Origin of the sequence: Streptomyces sp. NPDC005303 (assembly GCF_040607335.1) — a bacterium.
Lineage (GTDB): Bacteria > Actinomycetota > Actinomycetes > Streptomycetales > Streptomycetaceae > Streptomyces.
This window is the reverse complement of sequence record NZ_JBEXGM010000042.1, coordinates 43,712-61,223: the sequence shown is the minus strand read 5'-3', so window position 1 is coordinate 61,223 and position 17,512 is coordinate 43,712. Positions and strand designations below refer to the sequence as shown.

At 70.2% G+C, this 17,512-nt stretch carries 16 protein-coding genes; 8 read left to right on the top strand and 8 right to left on the bottom strand.

What is annotated here, in order from left to right:
* Window positions 1-329: 329 nt before the first annotated feature.
* On the bottom strand, window positions 330-971 hold the full coding sequence (locus ABZT93_RS36235; RefSeq protein ID WP_356112685.1) for a DNA-3-methyladenine glycosylase: 642 nt from the start codon (window positions 969-971) through the stop codon (window positions 330-332).
* Between the two features lie 141 nt (window positions 972-1,112).
* Here ABZT93_RS36235 and ABZT93_RS36230 point away from each other — a divergent pair, with 141 nt between their 5' ends.
* The 3 genes from ABZT93_RS36230 to ABZT93_RS36220 all read left to right on the top strand — a co-directional run bounded on the left by ABZT93_RS36230 (window position 1,113) and on the right by ABZT93_RS36220 (window position 3,137).
* Complete coding sequence (locus ABZT93_RS36230) at window positions 1,113-1,895, top strand: sporulation protein (RefSeq protein ID WP_356112683.1); 783 nt, start codon at window positions 1,113-1,115, stop codon at window positions 1,893-1,895.
* Between the two features lie 44 nt (window positions 1,896-1,939).
* Complete coding sequence (locus ABZT93_RS36225) at window positions 1,940-2,479, top strand: YbhB/YbcL family Raf kinase inhibitor-like protein (protein ID WP_356112681.1); 540 nt, start codon at window positions 1,940-1,942, stop codon at window positions 2,477-2,479.
* Between the two features lie 151 nt (window positions 2,480-2,630).
* Complete coding sequence (locus ABZT93_RS36220; RefSeq protein ID WP_356112679.1) at window positions 2,631-3,137, top strand: HNH endonuclease; 507 nt, start codon at window positions 2,631-2,633, stop codon at window positions 3,135-3,137.
* A 158-nt stretch (window positions 3,138-3,295) separates the two neighbouring features.
* Here the strand turns inward: ABZT93_RS36220 and ABZT93_RS36215 are convergent, their stop codons facing one another.
* From ABZT93_RS36215 to ABZT93_RS36205, 3 genes are all read right to left on the bottom strand, one after another.
* Entirely contained in the window at window positions 3,296-4,234 is a 939-nt protein-coding gene (locus tag ABZT93_RS36215; RefSeq protein ID WP_057618170.1) for an SPFH domain-containing protein, read from the bottom strand.
* A 130-nt stretch (window positions 4,235-4,364) separates the two neighbouring features.
* Window positions 4,365-4,796, bottom strand: coding sequence for an NfeD family protein (locus ABZT93_RS36210; protein WP_356112677.1), 432 nt, complete (start codon window positions 4,794-4,796; stop codon window positions 4,365-4,367).
* Between the two features lie 94 nt (window positions 4,797-4,890).
* On the bottom strand, window positions 4,891-5,688 hold the full coding sequence (locus ABZT93_RS36205) for an ABC transporter ATP-binding protein (protein WP_020121314.1): 798 nt from the start codon (window positions 5,686-5,688) through the stop codon (window positions 4,891-4,893).
* A gap of 140 nt (window positions 5,689-5,828) precedes the next feature.
* Between ABZT93_RS36205 and ABZT93_RS36200 the strand changes: the two genes are divergently transcribed.
* Entirely contained in the window at window positions 5,829-6,617 is a 789-nt protein-coding gene (locus tag ABZT93_RS36200) for a hypothetical protein (RefSeq protein ID WP_356112676.1), read from the top strand.
* A 139-nt stretch (window positions 6,618-6,756) separates the two neighbouring features.
* On the opposite strand, the gene chpE is transcribed toward ABZT93_RS36200, so the two are convergent.
* The 3 genes from chpE to ABZT93_RS36185 all read right to left on the bottom strand — a co-directional run bounded on the left by chpE (window position 6,757) and on the right by ABZT93_RS36185 (window position 8,937).
* Window positions 6,757-7,002, bottom strand: a complete 246-nt coding sequence (gene chpE, locus ABZT93_RS36195) for a chaplin ChpE (protein ID WP_356112674.1) — start codon at window positions 7,000-7,002, stop codon at window positions 6,757-6,759.
* 155 nt (window positions 7,003-7,157) lie between these two features.
* Window positions 7,158-7,799, bottom strand: a complete 642-nt coding sequence (locus ABZT93_RS36190; RefSeq protein ID WP_356112672.1) for a response regulator transcription factor — start codon at window positions 7,797-7,799, stop codon at window positions 7,158-7,160.
* Window positions 7,792-8,937 (bottom strand): GAF domain-containing sensor histidine kinase, encoded by a 1,146-nt coding sequence (locus tag ABZT93_RS36185; RefSeq protein WP_356112671.1) that lies wholly within the window; start codon window positions 8,935-8,937, stop codon window positions 7,792-7,794. The genes ABZT93_RS36190 and ABZT93_RS36185 overlap by 8 nt, the downstream gene beginning before the upstream one ends.
* 185 nt (window positions 8,938-9,122) lie before the next feature.
* Between ABZT93_RS36185 and ABZT93_RS36180 the strand changes: the two genes are divergently transcribed.
* The 3 genes from ABZT93_RS36180 to ABZT93_RS36170 all read left to right on the top strand — a co-directional run bounded on the left by ABZT93_RS36180 (window position 9,123) and on the right by ABZT93_RS36170 (window position 11,964).
* Window positions 9,123-9,818 (top strand): SDR family oxidoreductase, encoded by a 696-nt coding sequence (locus tag ABZT93_RS36180; RefSeq protein WP_356112669.1) that lies wholly within the window; start codon window positions 9,123-9,125, stop codon window positions 9,816-9,818.
* Window positions 9,815-10,891: an S-adenosylmethionine:tRNA ribosyltransferase-isomerase gene (locus ABZT93_RS36175; RefSeq protein ID WP_356112668.1), complete on the top strand. Its 1,077-nt coding sequence runs from the start codon at window positions 9,815-9,817 to the stop codon at window positions 10,889-10,891. Before ABZT93_RS36180 ends, ABZT93_RS36175 begins: the two co-directional genes overlap by 4 nt.
* A 299-nt stretch (window positions 10,892-11,190) precedes the next feature.
* Entirely contained in the window at window positions 11,191-11,964 is a 774-nt protein-coding gene (locus ABZT93_RS36170) for a transglycosylase SLT domain-containing protein (RefSeq protein WP_356112667.1), read from the top strand.
* Between the two features lie 76 nt (window positions 11,965-12,040).
* On the opposite strand, the gene ABZT93_RS36165 is transcribed toward ABZT93_RS36170, so the two are convergent.
* Window positions 12,041-14,599: an FHA domain-containing protein gene (locus ABZT93_RS36165; RefSeq protein ID WP_356112665.1), complete on the bottom strand. Its 2,559-nt coding sequence runs from the start codon at window positions 14,597-14,599 to the stop codon at window positions 12,041-12,043.
* A gap of 252 nt (window positions 14,600-14,851) precedes the next feature.
* Between ABZT93_RS36165 and ABZT93_RS36160 the strand changes: the two genes are divergently transcribed.
* On the top strand, window positions 14,852-17,410 hold the full coding sequence (locus ABZT93_RS36160) for a streptophobe family protein (protein ID WP_356112663.1): 2,559 nt from the start codon (window positions 14,852-14,854) through the stop codon (window positions 17,408-17,410).
* Window positions 17,411-17,512 lie beyond the last annotated feature (102 nt).

The following is a 17,512-nucleotide window of genomic DNA, read 5'->3' as shown; positions in this document are numbered from 1 at the left end:
TGAGTTCTCAAGGAACGGACGCTTCCTTTGTACTCACCCTCTCGGGCTTTCCTCCGGGCTTTTCCCTTCGGTCTTGCGTTTCCGACTCTATCAGATCCTTTCGGGCCTGATTCCCTGTCGGCGGGGCCTTTCGACATTCACTACGTTAGCCGATTCCCTCGGCAACTCATAATCGAGTTCCGCGAGTTCGAATTCAGACGTGCGGACACGCCGAAATCGCCCCCGCTGAGGGGATGTCGTAGGTAGTGGTTTGGCCGCTCTCGGCTGCTGGCGATCGCCGTAACCGGGTCAAGCGGCTCGGGCCACGTTACGCACCTTCCAAGAGCGAGTCAACTTGAGCGCCGCCTCGGGACATGAGCGCGATAGGGGCTCACCGTCGGGTCGTCGGCGACCCAGAACCGCCAGGGGTGTACGCCCCCTTCGCCGGCCACCCCGGTCCGCGGACCGTTGAGTACCTGGTCGGAGGCGACCGGGGTGCCGGTGAGCACCTTCAGCGGGGTCTCGCCCGGGTCGCATGCGTCCGTGCCGTCCAGGGCCCTGTCCACGCCCAGGGCCGTGGCCAGGCGGGCCGGCCCTTTGGCCAGTTCCTTGTCATTTCGGGCCGAGAGTCGACGTTTGCGAGCTAGTTCAGCGCCCTCGACGACCTCGCCGGCTCGGAGCAGGACGGCGCTTGCCCGGCCTTCCGGTCCGCACACCAGGTTCATGCAGAACCACATGCCGTATGTGAAGTAGACGTACACATGCCCGGGCGGACCGAACATCACGCCGTTGCGGGCCGTGCGGCCTCGATAGGCGTGGGAGCCGGGGTCGCCCGGACCGTCGTACGCCTCGACCTCCGTGAGGCGCACCGCGATCGGACCGTCCGGGGTCGTACGGACGAGGGTGCGGCCGAGGAGGTCGGGGGCGACTTCCAGTACGGGGCGGTCGAAGAACTCTCGTGGCAGTGGCGTACGGTCCGGGGGCGTGATCATGGCGTACGAGCGTAGTCCAGACGGGTGTGTGCCAAGGGGTGGTCAAGGGTTCGTCCGCTTGCCAGGGTGAGGGCGCGGAACCGACCACGGCCGGATCGCGTTTGTAGGGATCAGGAATCCGCGCGTTCTAAGAGGAGAGACATGGCGTTCAAGAAGCTGCTCGCGAGCCTGGGGGCCGGTGGGGCTTCGGTGGAGACGGTGTTGACCGAGGTCAATGTCGTCCCGGGTGGTGTCGTCCAGGGTGAGGTGCGGATCCAGGGTGGATCCGTCGATCAGGAGATCGAGGGGCTGTCGGTCGGGCTCCAGGCCAGGGTCGAGGTCGAGAGCGGCGACCAGGAGTACAAGCAGGACATCGAGTTCACCAAGGTCTCGCTCGGCGGTGCCTTCACGCTTCAGTCGAACGCGGTGCACGCGGTGCCGTTCGGTCTGGAGATCCCCTGGGAGACGCCGATCACGACGATCGACGGCCAGGCGCTGCGCGGCATGAACGTCGGTGTGACGACCGAGCTGGCGATCGCGCGTGCCGTGGACTCCGGTGACCTGGACCCCGTCAACGTGCACCCGCTGCCGGCGCAGAAGGCGATCCTGGACGCGTTCATGCAGCTGGGCTTCCGCTTCAAGAACGCGGACCTGGAGCGCGGTCACATCCGTGGGACGCGGCAGCAGCTGCCGTTCTACCAGGAGATCGAGTTCTTCCCGCCGCAGCAGTACCGCGGGCTCAACCAGGTCGAGTTGAGCTTCGTCGCGGACGGCAACGCGATGGACGTCGTGCTGGAGATGGACAAGAAGCCGGGGCTGTTCAGCGAGGGCAGTGACACCTTCCGGTCCTTCCAGGTGGGGCTGCACGACTACCAGCGCACCGACTGGGCCGCGTACCTCAACCAGTGGCTGTCCGAGGTCGGCAGCAAGCGCAATTGGTTCTAGGCTCGGGAACTGCTGATTCCGGTAATCGATCAGGAGGTACCGAGGTGACCGAGCTCAAGCGGCGGCCGCTCCCCCATGACTTCCATCCGCCCGTAGCGTCGTTCACGGTGACGAGCGAGGACGTGCAGGAAGGCGGCACGCTCAAGGACGCTCAGGTCTACGCGGCCGGCAACACCTCTCCGCAGCTGCGCTGGGAGGGTTTTCCGCCGGAGACCAAGAGCTTCGCCGTGACCTGCTACGACCCCGACGCGCCCACGGGCAGCGGGTTCTGGCACTGGGTCGTGTTCGACATTCCGGCCTCGGTGACCGAGTTGCCGGTCGGGGCGGGCAGCGGCAAGTTCGAGGGGCTGCCGGAGGGTGCCGTACAGGCGCGGAACGACTACGGGTCGAAGGACTTCGGTGGGGCCGCTCCGCCGGCCGGGGACGGGCCGCACCGGTACGTCTTCACCGTGTACGCGGTGGACCAGGAGAAGCTCGGGCCGGATTCGGATGCCTCTCCCGCCTTTGTGGGCTTCAACCTGCGCTTTCACGCGATCGGGCGGGCCCAGTTGATCGGTGAGTACGAGGTTCCCTCCGAAGACTGACGTTCATCGAGCGTTTGCCCGCCTCTGGTCTTGGAATTGATCAGAGGCGGGCACTTTTTATTGCGTTGTCCATCTCGGCGTGCCCGGCCAGAGTTGATCCAAGCCCAAGCCCGCCAGGGGGTGGGACGGTGCACATGGGAGGTGGGCTGACATGCGGGACACGCTGGTACTGAACGCGAGCTTCGAGCCGCTGTCGACGGTGACGTTGAACCGAGCCGTCGTTCTGGTGCTGCAGGACAAGGCCGTCGTCGAGCAGTCCCACCCCGAACTGCGCATGCGCGGAGCCGCGGTCGACATACCGGTGCCCCGGGTGATCAGGCTGTGTAGGTATGTGCGGGTGCCCTTCCGAAGACAAGCCCCGTGGTCCCGGCGGGGTGTTCTGGTGCGCGACCGGCACAGGTGCGCGTACTGCGGGCGTCGGGCGACGACCGTGGACCACGTGGTGCCGCGGTCTCAGGGTGGTCAGGACACCTGGCTGAACACGGTGGCCTCCTGCGCGGAGGACAACCACCGCAAGGCGAACCGGACTCCGGCGGAGGCGGGGATGCCGTTGCTGCGGGAGCCGTTCGAGCCGACTCCGGCGGACGCGATGCTGTTGTCCCTGGGGCACGAGGACTTCTCCGCGCTGCCGGACTGGCTGGCTCGAGAGGCCGCCTAGACATCTGCCGGGTCCGGTTCTGATGCGGCTGCGGGTGCGCCGTGGCTTGTCGCGCCCACGCGGCGGAGCCGCATATTGATACAGCCCGCGCCCCTAAGTACGTTGGGGCCCGCCTTCGTTGGGAAGGCGGGCCCCCTTGTCGTACGGGAATTCCTGGGTCAGTCGATCTTCGGCGTCTCCCGGCGTTCCGAGCCGCCGTTGCCTCCGCTCGAACCGCCGCCGAAGTTGCCGAAGTTGCCCATCGCGCCGGAGAGGCCCTTGAGGGCGTCGCCGATTTCGCTGGGGACGATCCAGAGCTTGTTGGCGTCGCCCTCGGCGATCTTCGGGAGCATCTGGAGGTACTGGTAGGAGAGGAGCTTCTGGTCCGGGTCTCCGGCGTGGATCGCCTCGAAGACCGTGCGGACCGCCTGGGCTTCGCCTTCCGCGCGGAGGGCGGCGGCCTTGGCCTCACCCTCGGCGCGCAGGATCTGGGACTGCTTCTCACCTTCGGCCGTGAGGATCGCGGCCTGGCGCGTACCTTCGGCGGTGAGGATCGCGGCGCGCTTGTCGCGGTCGGCGCGCATCTGCTTCTCCATCGAGTCCTGGATGGAGGTGGGCGGCTCGATCGCCTTGAGTTCGACGCGGTTGACGCGGATGCCCCACTTGCCGGTGGCCTCGTCGAGGACGCCGCGCAGGGCCGCGTTGATCTCCTCGCGGGAGGTCAGGGTCCGCTCCAGGTCCATGCCGCCGATGATGTTGCGGAGGGTGGTGACGGTGAGCTGCTCGATCGCCTGGATGTAGCTGGCGACCTCGTAGGTCGCGGCCCGGGCGTCGGTCACCTGGTAATAGATGACCGTGTCGATGTTGACCACCAGGTTGTCCTGGGTGATCACCGGCTGGGGCGGGAAGGGCACGACCTGTTCGCGCAGGTCGATGCGGTTGCGGATGGTGTCGATGAACGGGACGACGATGTTGAGGCCCGCGTTGAGCGTCCGCGTGTAGCGGCCGAAGCGCTCCACGATGGCGGCGCTCGCCTGCGGGATGACCTGGATCGTCTTGATGAGGGCGATGAAGACCAACACCACCAGGATGATCAAGACGATGATGACCGGTTCCATCGTGCTCCCCGTGCCCTTCTCTGCCTCGGCGTTTTCGGAAGATCTTATGGTTGTTGAAGATCTTGCTGGTCGAGTCTGACAGACCGTCGCCCAACTCGTGGTGCGTTCGGTTCAGTTGCATCCTGCGAGGTCACATGATGATCGCCGTGGCTCCCTCGATGTCGACGACATCCACTTCCTGGCCTACTTCGAAGGCACTGCCGGTGTCGAGAGAGCGGGCCGACCAGACCTCTCCGGCGAGCTTGATCCGGCCACCCGCGCTGTCGACGCGCTCCAGGACGACGGCCTGTCTGCCCTTCAACGCGTCGATGCCCGTGACGAGTTGGGGGCGCTGGGAGCGATGCCGGGTCGCGATGGGCCGTACGACGGCGATGAGGGCCACCGAGACGACGGCGAAGACGAGCACCTGGACGACGATGTCGCCGCCGAGTCCGGCCGCGGCCGATGCGGCGACAGTGCCCGCGGCGAGCATGCCGAATTCCGGCATCGCGGTCACCACGAGCGGGATTCCGAGCGCTGCCGCGCCGACGAGCCACCACACCCATGCGTCGATGTCGTTCACATGGTCATGGTAGGTCCGGGGGTACCGCCGCGGACAGGGCGCGATGGAGCGGGGACGGGCTTATTGCCCTTGTTTTTGCAGGGACTTCACGTGATCACGACAGCGGCAGGCCCTGCGCGGTCCAGCGTTCGCCGACCTGCTCGACGACGAGAGGGAGGCCGAAGCACATGGAGAGGTTGCGGGAGGTGAGTTCGAGCTCCAGGGGACCGGCGGCGAGCACCCTGCCCTGGCGGATCATGAGGACGTGGGTGAAGCCGGGGGCGATCTCCTCGACGTGGTGGGTGACCATGAGCATCGAGGGGGCGATCGGGTCGCGGGCGAGGCGGCCGAGGCGACGGACCAGGTCCTCGCGGCCGCCGAGGTCGAGGCCGGCGGCGGGCTCGTCGAGGAGGAGGAGCTCGGGGTCGGTCATCAGGGCGCGGGCGATGAGGGTGCGCTTGCGCTCGCCCTCGGAGAGGGTGCCGAACTTGCGGTCCAGGTAGTCGCTCATGCCGAGGCGGTCGAGGAAGGCGCGGGCGCGCTGCTCGTCGATGTCCTCGTACTCCTCCTGCCAGCCGGCGGTCATGCCGTACGCCGCGGTCAGCACGGTCTCCAGGACGGTCTGGCGCTTGGGGAGCTTGTCGGCCATGGCGATGCCGGCCATGCCGATGCGCGGGCGCAGTTCGAAGACGTCGGTGCCGGGCTTGCCGAGGGTCTCGCCGAGGATGGTGGCGGTGCCCTTGCTGGGGTAGAGGTAGCTGGACGCGAGGTTCAGGAGCGTGGTCTTGCCGGCGCCGTTGGGGCCGAGGATGACCCAGCGCTCGCCCTCCTTGACCGACCAGGAGACCTGGTCCACCAGAGCCCGGTCCTCCCGGACCACGGATACGTCCTGAAGCTCCAGAACATCGCTCATGAGCGCGTTGTCTCCCCTTGCAGTGTGACCGGTGTCGGCGTCTCGGCTGGCGCGTGCGCGCTTGTGGGCGCAGCCCTCGATGAAATCTACGCCACCGGTCGGCAGCTCCGGTCCAGCGGTCCGGTCCTTAGGCTGGGGGCATGCTCTCGGAACCGCGCTCTGGACGCCTTGCCGCTTGGGGAAACAGCCTTTTGGCCGGACTTGTCTCGCCGGACGACGCCGTGCTGGCGATCGTCGGTGACGATGCCGTGCACCGGGTCGAGGGGCTGCCGGGTGAGACGGCGGCCGTCGGTCTCACGCTGGCGCTGGGGCGGCTGCGGTCGCTCGGCGTGACGGGACTGCGGGTCGCGCTGCCCGCGTCCGGACATCCGCTGGGGCTGAGCGGGCCGCCGGAGTTCAACGCGCGGGCCTTGGAGGCGGAGGAGGCGGTGGTCTGTCATGGTGCCGCGCTGGGCCTGGTGCCGGAGGTGTACGAGGCCGGGCCCGCGGGTGATGTGCATGTAGAGGTGGTGTGGCGGGTGCTGCCGGTGCGGGAGGCTCCGCCGGCGGACGTTCCCTCGCTGGGCGAGGCCGAGCGGGAGCTCGCGGAGGCCCTGCGGGAGGCGACGGAGGTGCTGTCGCGGCTGGACGTGGCCGCGTCGGGGCCGGTGGCGGAGGCGGCGCTCGGGGCGTACCGGGCTCGGGCCGAACGAGGGCGGGAGGTCTTGGCGCCGGGGTATCCGCCTCGGGCGGTGCGGGTGCTGGAGCTTGCCCAGCGGGTGGGGCTGTTGGTGTCGCTGGCCTATGAGAACGAGCACGGGGGTGCGGTGAGCTCCGCCGAGATGCGAGCTCGGGGGGAGGCGTTGCGACCGGTGGAGCGGACGGGGCGGCGGGCGCAGGTGGCGGCTTACAACGCGTACGTGGAGGAGTTGGAGCGAGGGGCGCGGTGACCGGTGTGGGGCCGGGCGACCGGCCGGTCTTACGCCCGGCGACTGCAGGGTTCGGATGATTCGCTGGGCAGACGGACCGGCCTCCCGGGTGCGTGGCGCACCCGGGAGGCCGAAGTCACTGCCCGCTCGGCGAGGGACGTCAGTGGTTGAGACCGAGGTTGCCGAAGGCGGGGTTCAGCACGCCGATGACGTTCACGCTGTTGCCGACCGCGTTCACCGGGACGTGCACCGGGGCCTGGACGAGGTTGCCCGAGACGACGCCGGGCGAGCCCACGGCCTTGCCGTCGGCGTGCGCCCCGTCGGTGGCGGAGGCCATACCGGCACCGGCGGCGATCAGCCCTCCGGCCACCATCGTCACGGCCGCTGCCTTCTTCAGGTTCTTCACTTCTAAGCCCTCCTAGCGATTGCCGCGGCAGTCGCCGCAGCACGCACTGGAGAACGGCGGACGCACACGAAGGATGCGCCATTCGGGGGACATTCCCACGACGGTATGAATCTCACTCCGGAGCGGAACCCTCCGTATTGCCGTGCGGGCATGGATCAACCGGCCATTCCATGACGAACCGCCCACAGTGCCGCCTGTGTCCGGTCCGCCAGGTCGAGTTTCATCAGGATGTTCGAGACGTGCGTCTTGACGGTCTTCTCGGAGAGGACCAGCGCGCGGGCGATCTCCCGGTTGGAGCGGCCGTCCGCGATCAGCCCGAGCACCTCGCGCTCCCGCTCGGTGAGCGAACCTCCCCTGCCCTGGCCGGAGTTGTTCTCCTCCTGGGACAACAGGGCGTCCGCGACCTCGGGTTGGAGCAGGATGTGTCCCGCGTGGACGGAGCGGATGGCGCCGGCGAGGGCGTCGGGGTCGACGTCCTTGTAGACGTAACCGGCGGCGCCCGCACGCAGGGCCGGGACCACAGTGCGCTGTTCGGTGAAGCTGGTGACGATCAGCACGCGCGCGGGGTTGTTCAGTTCGCGGAGCTTGCGCAGGGCGTCGATGCCGTCCATGCCCGGCATCTTGACGTCCATGAGGACGATGTCGGGCTTCAGTTCCTCCGCGCGCGCGACGCCCTCGGCGCCGTCGGCCGCCTCGCCCACGACCTCTATGTCCTCCTGCACTTCGAGGAAGGTGCGCAGTCCCCGGCGGACGACCTGGTGGTCGTCGACGAGCAGAACCTTGATCGCGTCAGCCACCGGGAACCTCCATCTCGATCGTGGTGCCCTTGCCGGGCGCCGATTGCACGGTCAGCGTGCCGCCGACCCCGTTGGTGCGGTCCCGCATGGAGACCAGCCCGAGGTGGCGTCCCGCGCGGCGGATCGCCTTCGGGTCGAAGCCGCTGCCGTCGTCCGTGACGCGCAGGACGGCTCCGCTGCCGCACCGGTCCAGGGTCACGTCGACATGCTCGGCTCCCGAGTGCCGCAGCGCGTTGTGCAGGGCCTCCTGGGCGACGCGGAGCATGGCCTCCTCCTGGGCGGCGGGCAGGGCGCGGAAGTTGCGGGCGGCGAAGGTCACGCGCGCGCTGTGGGCGCGGTCCAGGACCTGGATCTGGGTGCGCAGGGTGGCGGTGAGGCCGTCCTCGTCCAGGGCGGCGGGGCGCAACTCGACCACAGCGGCACGCAGTTCGTCGGCGGCTTCGGCGGCGAGCAGGGCCACCTGATGCAGCTCGCCCTTGGCGCGGGACGGGTCGCGGTCGACCAGGGCGGCGGCGGCCTGGGCGGTCAGGCGCAGGGAGAAGAGCTTCTGGCTGACCGCGTCGTGCAGTTCGTGGGCGAGGCGGGAGCGCTCCTCGGCGATCGTGAGCTCGCGGCTGCGTTCGTAGAGGCGGGCGTTGGTCAGGGCGATCGCGGCGTGCTGGGCGAGGATCGAGAGGAGTTCCTCGTCCTCCTCCGTGAAGCCGCAACCGCCCTCGGGCTTCTCGCAGTTCTTGTTCGCGAGGAAGAGGGCGCCGATGACCTCGTCGCCGTCGCGGATCGGCAGGCCCAGGAAGTCGATCAGGTCGGGGTGGGCGGAGGGCCAGCCCTCGAAGCGGGGGTCTTTGCGGACGTCGGCGAGGCGCTCGGGGGTGGCCTCGTGGAGCATCGCGGCGAGGATGCCGTGCTGGCGCGGGAGGGGGCCGATGGCCTTCCACTGGGCGTCGCTGACGCCGTCGACCACGAACTGGGCGAAGCCGCCGTGGTCGTCCGGGACGCCGAGGGCGGCGTACTGCGCGTCGAGCAGTTCGCGGGCCGAGGCGACGATCGTCTTGAGGACGTCGCGGACCTCGAGGTGCCTGCTCATGGCCAGCAGCGCGGAACTCACCGCGGCGAGGCCGGACCGGGGGCCTTGACTCATGACCTCAGCGTACGGGCGGGGTGTGACAGCGCGGATCGGACCTGTGACCGCCCCGACTAGGGCGGGCGACCTAGGGCGAAGGGCCTCGCCGCTCTGCGGCCCGCGTCCGAGGCGGCCGGGAGGACCGCGTTCCTAGGTTGGGAGCACGCCGATCAGGAGGCGTGGAGGACGAGGGGACGGGTGTCATGCCGGTAGCGATCATCACGGGAGCCTCCAAGGGGCTGGGGCGGGCGCTCGCCGAGGCCCTGGCCGGGCGGGGCTGGGACCTGGTGCTCGACGCGAGGACTGCGGAGGTCCTGAAGGAGACTGCGGTAGCGCTCGCCCGGCACGGGACCCGGGTGACGGCCCTGCCCGGGGACGTCACGGATCCGGCGCACCGCTCGGAGCTGGTGGCGGCGGCCTGGCGGCTCGGCGGCGTCGATCTGCTGGTGAACAACGCGAGCGCGCTGGGCGCCGAGCCACTGGCGCGGCTCGAGGGGCTCCCTCTGGAGGGGCTGCGCCGGGCGCTGGAGGTGAACGTCGTGGCCGCGCTGGGCCTGGTCCAGGAGGCGCTGCCGCTGTTGCGGGCGTCGCAGGCCGGCACGGTGATCGCGGTCAGTTCGGACGCGGCCGCCGAGGCGTACGAGACGTGGGGCGGCTACGGGGCCTCCAAGGCCGCCCTGGACCACCTCGCGGCGGTGCTGGGCGAGGAGGAGCCGCGGCTGCGGGTGTGGGCCGTCGATCCCGGGGACATGGCGACGGACCTGTACGCGGCGGCCGTACCGGACGACCAGGACCCGCGGTCCGAGCCGGCGAGTGTGGTGCCGGCCTTTCTGCGGTTGCTGGACGAGCGGCCGGTGAGCGGGCGGTACGGGGCCCCGTCGCTGCTGGAGGGGCGATGACACTCGCGGTGCGGGTACCGCGGGAACTGTCGGCACGGGTGCCCGCCGAGCAGCGTGGGCCCGGGCTCGACCGGGACGCCGTGCGGCTGCTGGTGTCGCGGGGCACGGAGGTGTCGCACCACTCCTTCGTCGAGCTTCCGCGGCTGCTGCGGGCCGGGGACCTGCTGGTCGTGAACACCTCCTCCACGCTGGCCGCGGCCGTCGACGGTCGGATCGGGCACGCGCGCGTGGTGGTGCACTTCTCCACGCTCGGGGACGACGGCCGGTGGGCGGTCGAACTGCGGGATCCCGACGGGAAGGGGACCACGCGTGCGCGTGCGGGCGGGCCCGCCGGGACGGAGGTGCGACTGCCCGGTGGCGTGCGGCTGCTTCTGGAGGAGGCGGTGAGCAGGCGGCTGTGGTGGGCGCGGGTGTGCGGCGGGGAGGTTCTCGGGCTGCTGCGGGAGCACGGGCGGCCCATTCGCTACTCCTATACGGAGCGGGACCAGCCGTTGTCCGTCCACCAGACGGTGTTCGCGCTGCCGACGCCCGACGGGTCGGGCAGTGCGGAGATGCCCAGTGCGGCGCGGCCCTTCACCGCGCGGCTGGTGGCGGAGCTGGTGAGCCGGGGGGTGCAGTTCGCGCCCGTCACGCTGCATACCGGGGTGGCCTCGGGGGAGGCGCACGAGCCGCCGTATCCCGAGCGGTTCTCGGTGCCGGAGGCCTCGTCGCGGCTGATCAACGCGGTGAAGGCCGGGGAAGGCAGGATCGTCGCCGTGGGGACGACGGCCGTGCGGGCCGTGGAGTCGGCTGCAGGTGCCGACGGGGTCGTACGCGCGCGTGCGGGGTGGACGGATCTCGTCGTGACCCCGGAACGCGGAGTGCGGGTGGTGGACGGGCTGCTGACCGGGCTGCACGAGCCGCAGGCCTCGCACCTGCTGATGCTGGAGGCGGTCGCGGGGCGGGCGGCGATCGACCGCGGCTACGAGGAGGCGCTGCGCCGGCGGTACCTGTGGCACGAGTTCGGGGACGTGCATCTCCTCCTCCCCGAGGAGGATCCTCACGCAGTGCATTGCGCCCGCAACTGCTGGTGAGATCGCTGTGCGGACGATGTGAGCCCGCACATAGGGCGCACATCACGTACGAAGCGAAATAGGAGACAAAGGGTTCCCAGATGAACGGGAAAGACGTTCCAGTCTGTCCTGTTTTGCCCTCCCCCGCTCCACTACCCGGGATCGTACGTCACACCTTTGCCGGGATGTTTTGCGCCAGCTAAGAATGGCCAACGTCGCTCAGCGCCGCGGGTTCCGCCCGCGGCGTTTGTGCAGGAAGCACCCGTGTCCCCCACCGGACAGCGAGCGACCTCCGCGCTATTCGAAGAGGTCCATCCCGCATGCCCAAGAACCCTTTCACCCGTGGTCATCGTCGCGCGCTGAGCAAGCGCCACAAGATCGCCGTGGCCGGTATCGCCACGCTCGGCGCCGCCGCCGTCGCCTTCAGCGCGGTACCGGGCAACGCCGAGACCACCACGTCCGAGGCGGCCGCCTACTCGGCCCCCGTGAAGTACTCCTCCGAGCAGCTCAAGGGCCTCCAGGCGGACGTCAGCGAGCAGCTCGCCGCCAAGGCCCTGCAGGGCAAGGCCGCTGCGGCGAAGGCCAAGGCAGAGGCTGCGGCCAAGGCAGAGGCTGCGGCGAAGGCCAAGGCAAAGGCCGCGGCCGCCGCGAAGAAGAAGGCCGCCGCGGCCGCAGCCGCCAAGAAGGCAGCGCACGCGCGCAAGGTCAAGGAGGCCGCGAGCCGGGCCGCGCACCGCGCCAAGCTGAAGGCCGCCGCGCCCAAGAAGAGCTACGCGAACAACCTGGACGGGTGGATCAAGGAGTCCTTGGCCATCATGAGGGCCAAGGGCATCCCGGGCAGCTACAACGGTCTGTACCGCAACATCATTCGGGAGTCCTCGGGCAACCCGAACGCGATCAACAACTGGGACATCAACGCCATCAACGGCATCCCCTCGAAGGGGCTGCTCCAGGTCATCCCGCCGACGTTCAAGGCGTACCACGTCGCCGGCACGTCCTGGAACATCTACGACCCGGTCGCCAACATCACCGCCGCCGCCAACTACGCGGCCGACAGGTACGGCTCGATGGACAACGTGAACAGCGCGTACTGAGGTCGCGCGGACCTCTCGTACGCACAAGGGCGGCACCCCGGTCGGGGTGCCGCCCTTCACCGTCGTACGACAGTGATCACTTGCGCATGACCTCGGGCTCGTGGCGGCGCAGGAACCGGGAGACGAGGAACCCGCAGACGACACCGATGGCGATGAGGGCGATCATGTTCAGGCCCCAGGTGGTGAGTGTGTGGTCCCACAGCGGGTCGGTCGTGTCGCCCGGTTTCACGGGCGGGTTGACCTGGTTGAAGTCCAGCGTGGCGCCCGCGGCGGCGACCGCCCAGCGGGACGGCATCAGGTACGAGAGCTCGTTGACGCCGATGGTGCCGTGCAGGGTGAACAGACAGCCGGTGAAGACGACCTGGACGATCGCGAACATGACCAGCAGCGGCATGGTCTTCTCGGAGGTCTTCACTAGCGCGGAGATGATCAGCCCGAACATCATCGAGGTGAACCCGAGCCCCATGATCGGCAGGCACAGCTCGGCGAGGGTGGCGTGGCCGAGGACCAGTCCTTCCTTCGGCAGTCCGCGGCTGGCGAAGCCGATGACGCCCACCATCAGCCCCTGCAGGATGGTGATCACGCCCAGCACGACCACCTTGGACATCAGGTAGGCGGAGCGGGACAGGCCGGTGGCGCGCTCCCGCTCGTAGATCACCCGCTCCTTGATCAGCTCACGGACGGAGTTGGCCGCCCCGGCGAAGCAGGCGCCGACCGCGAGGATCAGCAGGACGGTGGTGGCCGTGCTGTTGGGCTCGGGAAGCTTGGTCCTCGGGTCGACCGGCTTGGGCAGCAGGTTGTCGCCGAAGTCGATGAGCAGACTCACCGAGCCGAGGACGAGCGGCAGGATCACCGTCAGGGCCAGAAAGCCCTTGTCGGACGCGATGACCGACACATAGCGCCGCACGAGTGTCCCGAACTGACCCGTCCAGCGCTGTGGTTTCGGCGGCTTCATGCCGTGCATCGGAGGCGTCTGTACGGACTGCGGCGCAACGGCGTCTATGTCCGCGGCGTACATCTGGTAGTGCTGCGAGCCCTTCCAGCGCCCGGCCCAGTCGTAGTCGCGGTAGTTCTCGAAGGCGGAGAAGACATCGGCCCAGGTGTCGTAGCCGAAGAAGTTCAACGCCTCCTCCGGCGGCCCGAAGTAGGCGACCGCGCCGCCCGGGGCCATCACCAGCAGCTTGTCGCACAGGGCCAGCTCGGCCACGGAATGGGTGACCACGAGGACGGTACGGCCGTCGTCGGCGAGGCCGCGCAGCAGTTGCATGACATCGCGGTCCATGCCCGGGTCGAGGCCGGAGGTCGGCTCGTCGAGGAAGATCAGGGACGGCTTGGTGAGCAGCTCCAGGGCCACCGAGACGCGCTTGCGCTGGCCGCCGGAGAGGGAGGTGACCTTCTTCTCCTTGTGGATGTCGAGCTTCAGCTCGCGCAGCACCTCGTCTATGCGGTGTTCGCGCTCCTGCGCCGTGGTGTCGGCGGGGAAGCGGAGCTTGGCCGCGTACTTGAGGGCCTTCTTGACGGTCAGCTCCTTGTGCAGGATGTCGTCCTGCGGGACCAGACCGATGCGCTGGCGCAGCTCGGCGAACTGCTTGTAGAGGTTGCGGTTGTCGTAGAGGACGTCGCCCTGGTTGGCGGGCCGGTAGCCGGTGAGCGCCTTGAGCAGGGTCGACTTGCCGGAACCGGACGGTCCGATGACGGCGATCAGGGACTTCTCCGGGACGCCGAAGGAGACGTCCTTGAGGATCTGCTTGCCGCCGTCGACCGTGACGGTCAGATGGCGGGCGGAGAACGTCACCTCACCTGTGTCGACGAACTCCTCCAGCCGGTCGCCGACGATCCGGAACGTGGAGTGGCCGACGCCTACGATGTCGCTCGGGCCGAGGAGCGTGGAGCCGCCCTTGGGGATCGGCTGGCCGTTGACGTACGTGCCGTTGTGCGAGCCCAGGTCGCGGATCTCCATCCGGCCGTCTGGCATCGAGTGGAACTCGGCGTGGTTGCGGGAGACCTGCAGGTCGGAGACGACCAGGTCGTTCTCCAGGGCGCGGCCGATGCGCATGATGCGGCCGATGGTGAACTGGTGGAACGTGGTCGGGCTGCGGTCGCCGTAGACCGGCGGCGCGCCCCCGTCGGCGCCCGCCCCGGGGCCCTGTTGCTGCGGGATCTTGTGGGGCGGCTGGTGGGAGTACCCCTGCGGCTGTCGCTGAAGCGGTTGCTGGGGCTGCGGCCAGCCGGACTGCGCGGCCTGTGGTGATGCCTGCTGGGGCGCAGGCTGTGCCCAGCCGGGGTTCGCGCTCTGCGCGGCGTACGGCTGCTGCCCGGACTGAGGCCGCGAGACCGGGGCCGCGGTGCCGGACAGGCTCAGCAGCGGGCCGTCGCTTGCGTTGCCGAGATGGACGGCCGCACCGGGTCCGAGCTCCGTCTGGTGGATCCGCTGCCCGTGCACGAACGTACCGTTGGTGCTGCTGTGGTCCTCGATGACCCAACCGCGCCCGCTCCAGCTGATCGTGGCGTGCCGCCAGGACACCCTGGCGTCGTCGAACACGATGTCCCCCTGCGGATCGCGTCCAAGGCTGTACGACCTGGACGAATCGAGCGTCCAGGTACGTCCATTCGCTTCCAGTACGAGTTCCGGCACTCCAAGCCCCACTGAGTAGTCCCCCGAATTGCCCCCGTCACAGGGAGTGTAGGGATGTCGAACATCGTCGGGAACTATTTCAGGATCCCCCTCCTGACCGAAAGTCGAGCCCCGAGAACACCACGTTCGCGCGCTTCGGCCGGTTCCGTTGACGGGGTTGAAACCGACCCGGAGAGTGGGTAATCCACGCGAGGGGGGCAAGCGCGGTCTCGGCCGCGCCGCGGGATCGGGGGGTCTGCCATGAGTGCGTCCATGAGCGCAGAGACCACACGGCGGGGCGTGAGGCTGCCGTGGGGAGACATCCTGCTGTCCGCCATAGCGGCCGTGAGCTGGGCGTTGATCGGGATGGCGGGTGCGGCCGCGCTCGGTCTGCATCTGCTGGAGGCCGATTCCGCCGCCTCGCTGGGTCCGATGACCGCGGCTGTTGTGGCCCTTGCGGCGGGTGGTTCGGTGACGCCCTCCGGTGACGTGTCCGCCTTCGGGCTGACGGGGGCTCAGGCGGCGACCGCCATCGAGATCACGCCACTGGGCGTCAGCCTGGTCGGTGCGGTGCTTTTGTCATGGTTCTTCCTACGGTCCCTGCGGGGGGCCGGGGCGGTGATCGCGCCGTCCGAACTCCTCGCGCGCGCGGGCTCGGTGGTCGTGCTGTTCACGGCAATGATGGGCGGGCTGGCCTGGGCGGGGCACGACGTCATCACGATCGACGGGGGTGCGCTGGGGCTCGACAAGCTGCCCGGCGCGGGTGGGGGCGGGAGCGGCGGGCTCGACATCCCCGGGCTGGGGGACGTCGGGGACATCGGCGGGTTGCTGCCCGACCGGATCGGCGGCCTCATCGACGCGAAGGCCGCGGTCGGCTTCACGGTGGACACCGCGCCGACGCTGCTCGGCGGGCTCGGCTGGTCGGCCGGGATCCTGCTCGTCGCGCTGCTGGCGTCCCGTCGTACGCCGCTGCCGCGGGGCTGGGAGGCGGTGCACCGGGTCGTACGGCCGGCTGTGTCCGCCCTCGTGACGGTGCTGCTGGTGGCGGTGGCCGCGGGGCTCTCGGCGGCGGCGTACGCGGCGATCGGCGACGACCATCCCAAGCGGATCGCGGGAGCGGCGCTGCTCGGGGCGCCGAACGGGGTGTGGCTCGGCATCCCCGTCGGCCTGTTCGTCCCCTTCGACGGCCGGGCCACGGGCGTCCTGACGAACTTCCTCCCGGCCCCCCTGGACCGACTGCTCGACTCGGACTCCGACCAGTCGACGACGCTGGGGCACCTGGCGGAGCTGGACGGGCGGGTGTGGCTGCTGGGGGTGGCGGCGGCGCTGATGATGCTGCTGGCGGGAGTGCTCACCGCTGTGCGGACGCCGGTGGGGGTGGTCGGCGGGGCCGGTGCGGGGCGGGGTACGGCCGGGCCGGGTCATGAGGCCGTACGGGATCCGGGGGCGCTTGGTTTCGCGGGGAGGTGTGCGCTGCGGTTGGGGGTCGCGACCGCGCTGGCGTTGCCGTTGCTCGCCTGGCTGACGGAGGTGTCGGTGGACGCCTCACTGTCGGTGCTGGGCTTCGACGCGTTCGGCGCGGGCGTACGGCTGCGGGGGCAGCTCGACATGGCGCTGCTGCTCGGGGCGCTGTGGGGGGCGGGTGCGGGGGCCGCGGGGGCGTTGCTGGCGCGGGCGACGGGGGCGGCGGGGTCGCGGGCTGCGGGGTTGGCACTGCGTGACTTGGCGGGGATGGGGACTGGGGCGGCGGGAACGGTGGGGGCGGCCGGCGATCCGCGGTACGTGGGCGGGGGTGTCGCGTACGAGGGTGTAGCCGAGCGTTATGAGAGTGGGATCGGGAGTTACGAGAGCGCGGCCGGGGGCTATAAGGGCGGCCCTGGGCCGTACGGGGACAGCACGGCGAGGCTGTACGGGGGTGGGGTGGGGCCGTATGCCGATGGGGCTGGGGCTGGGGCTGGTGCCGGGTCTGGGTCCGGGGCTGAGTATGGGGCCGGGGCCGGGGCCGGGTCTGGGTCCGGGGCGCACCAGAGCCAGGCGGGGCCACGCGGAGGCGCGGTCGGCGGGTACGAAGGCGGCCCCCGGCCGCATGGAGGCGGGGGCGGGGCGTCCGCCAGCCGGTCGGGGCCGTACCAAGGCGAGGCCGGGCCCTACGCCGGTCGGTCCGACGCGCACGACGGCGACTCCCCACCCGACCAAGGCCGGGCCGGAGCCTACGACCGCGGGGCCGGACCGTACCAAGGCGAGGCTGGCGAGGCCGGCCCCTACGCCGGTCGGTCCGACGCGCACGACGGCGAGGTGGGGCCGTACGTGCCCGGTGCGCCCTATCGGCCTCCGAATCCGGCGACGAACCCGTATCTGCGGGTGCCGGAGGATGTGCGGGGGCCGGAGGACGCACGGCCCGGTGATGAGTCGTGGCGGGCGTCGGGGGCTGAGGGTGGCCGCCGGGAGACGGGCCGTCAGAGTGGTGGGCAGGAGTCGCGGCGCGGGGATCGTGCGGGTCCGGGAGCGTCGGGTGGGGTGCCGCCCGCCCCTAAACCGCGATCGTCCCGCGGGTACCGGCAGGGCGAGGGTCCGGGATCGTCGGAGGGTCAGGACGCGGTGCGGCCCGACGGGAGCAACGCTCGGCCCTCGGACGGGCCGGATGGCTCGCCGCCCCCGCCTGACCCCGTCTACGGCGCCCCCACGATGGCCGCCCCCATCGACCCGCCCCCTCGTTCTCCGCGACGGCCCGGCAGCCGACGTTCCTCCTCCCGTGACGAGGGACCGCAGTCGCCGCCCCCGCCGCCCCCTCCCCCGCCGCCACCACCCGGGAAGCCGAAGGGACGGCGCTGAGCCCGCGCTGCGCCGAGAGCGCCCGCCGAGGAACAGGAGCCGGGCTCGGCGGGCGGCCCGACGAGAGCCCGCGGGCCCATCGCAGGCGTACCGCGGCCTTCG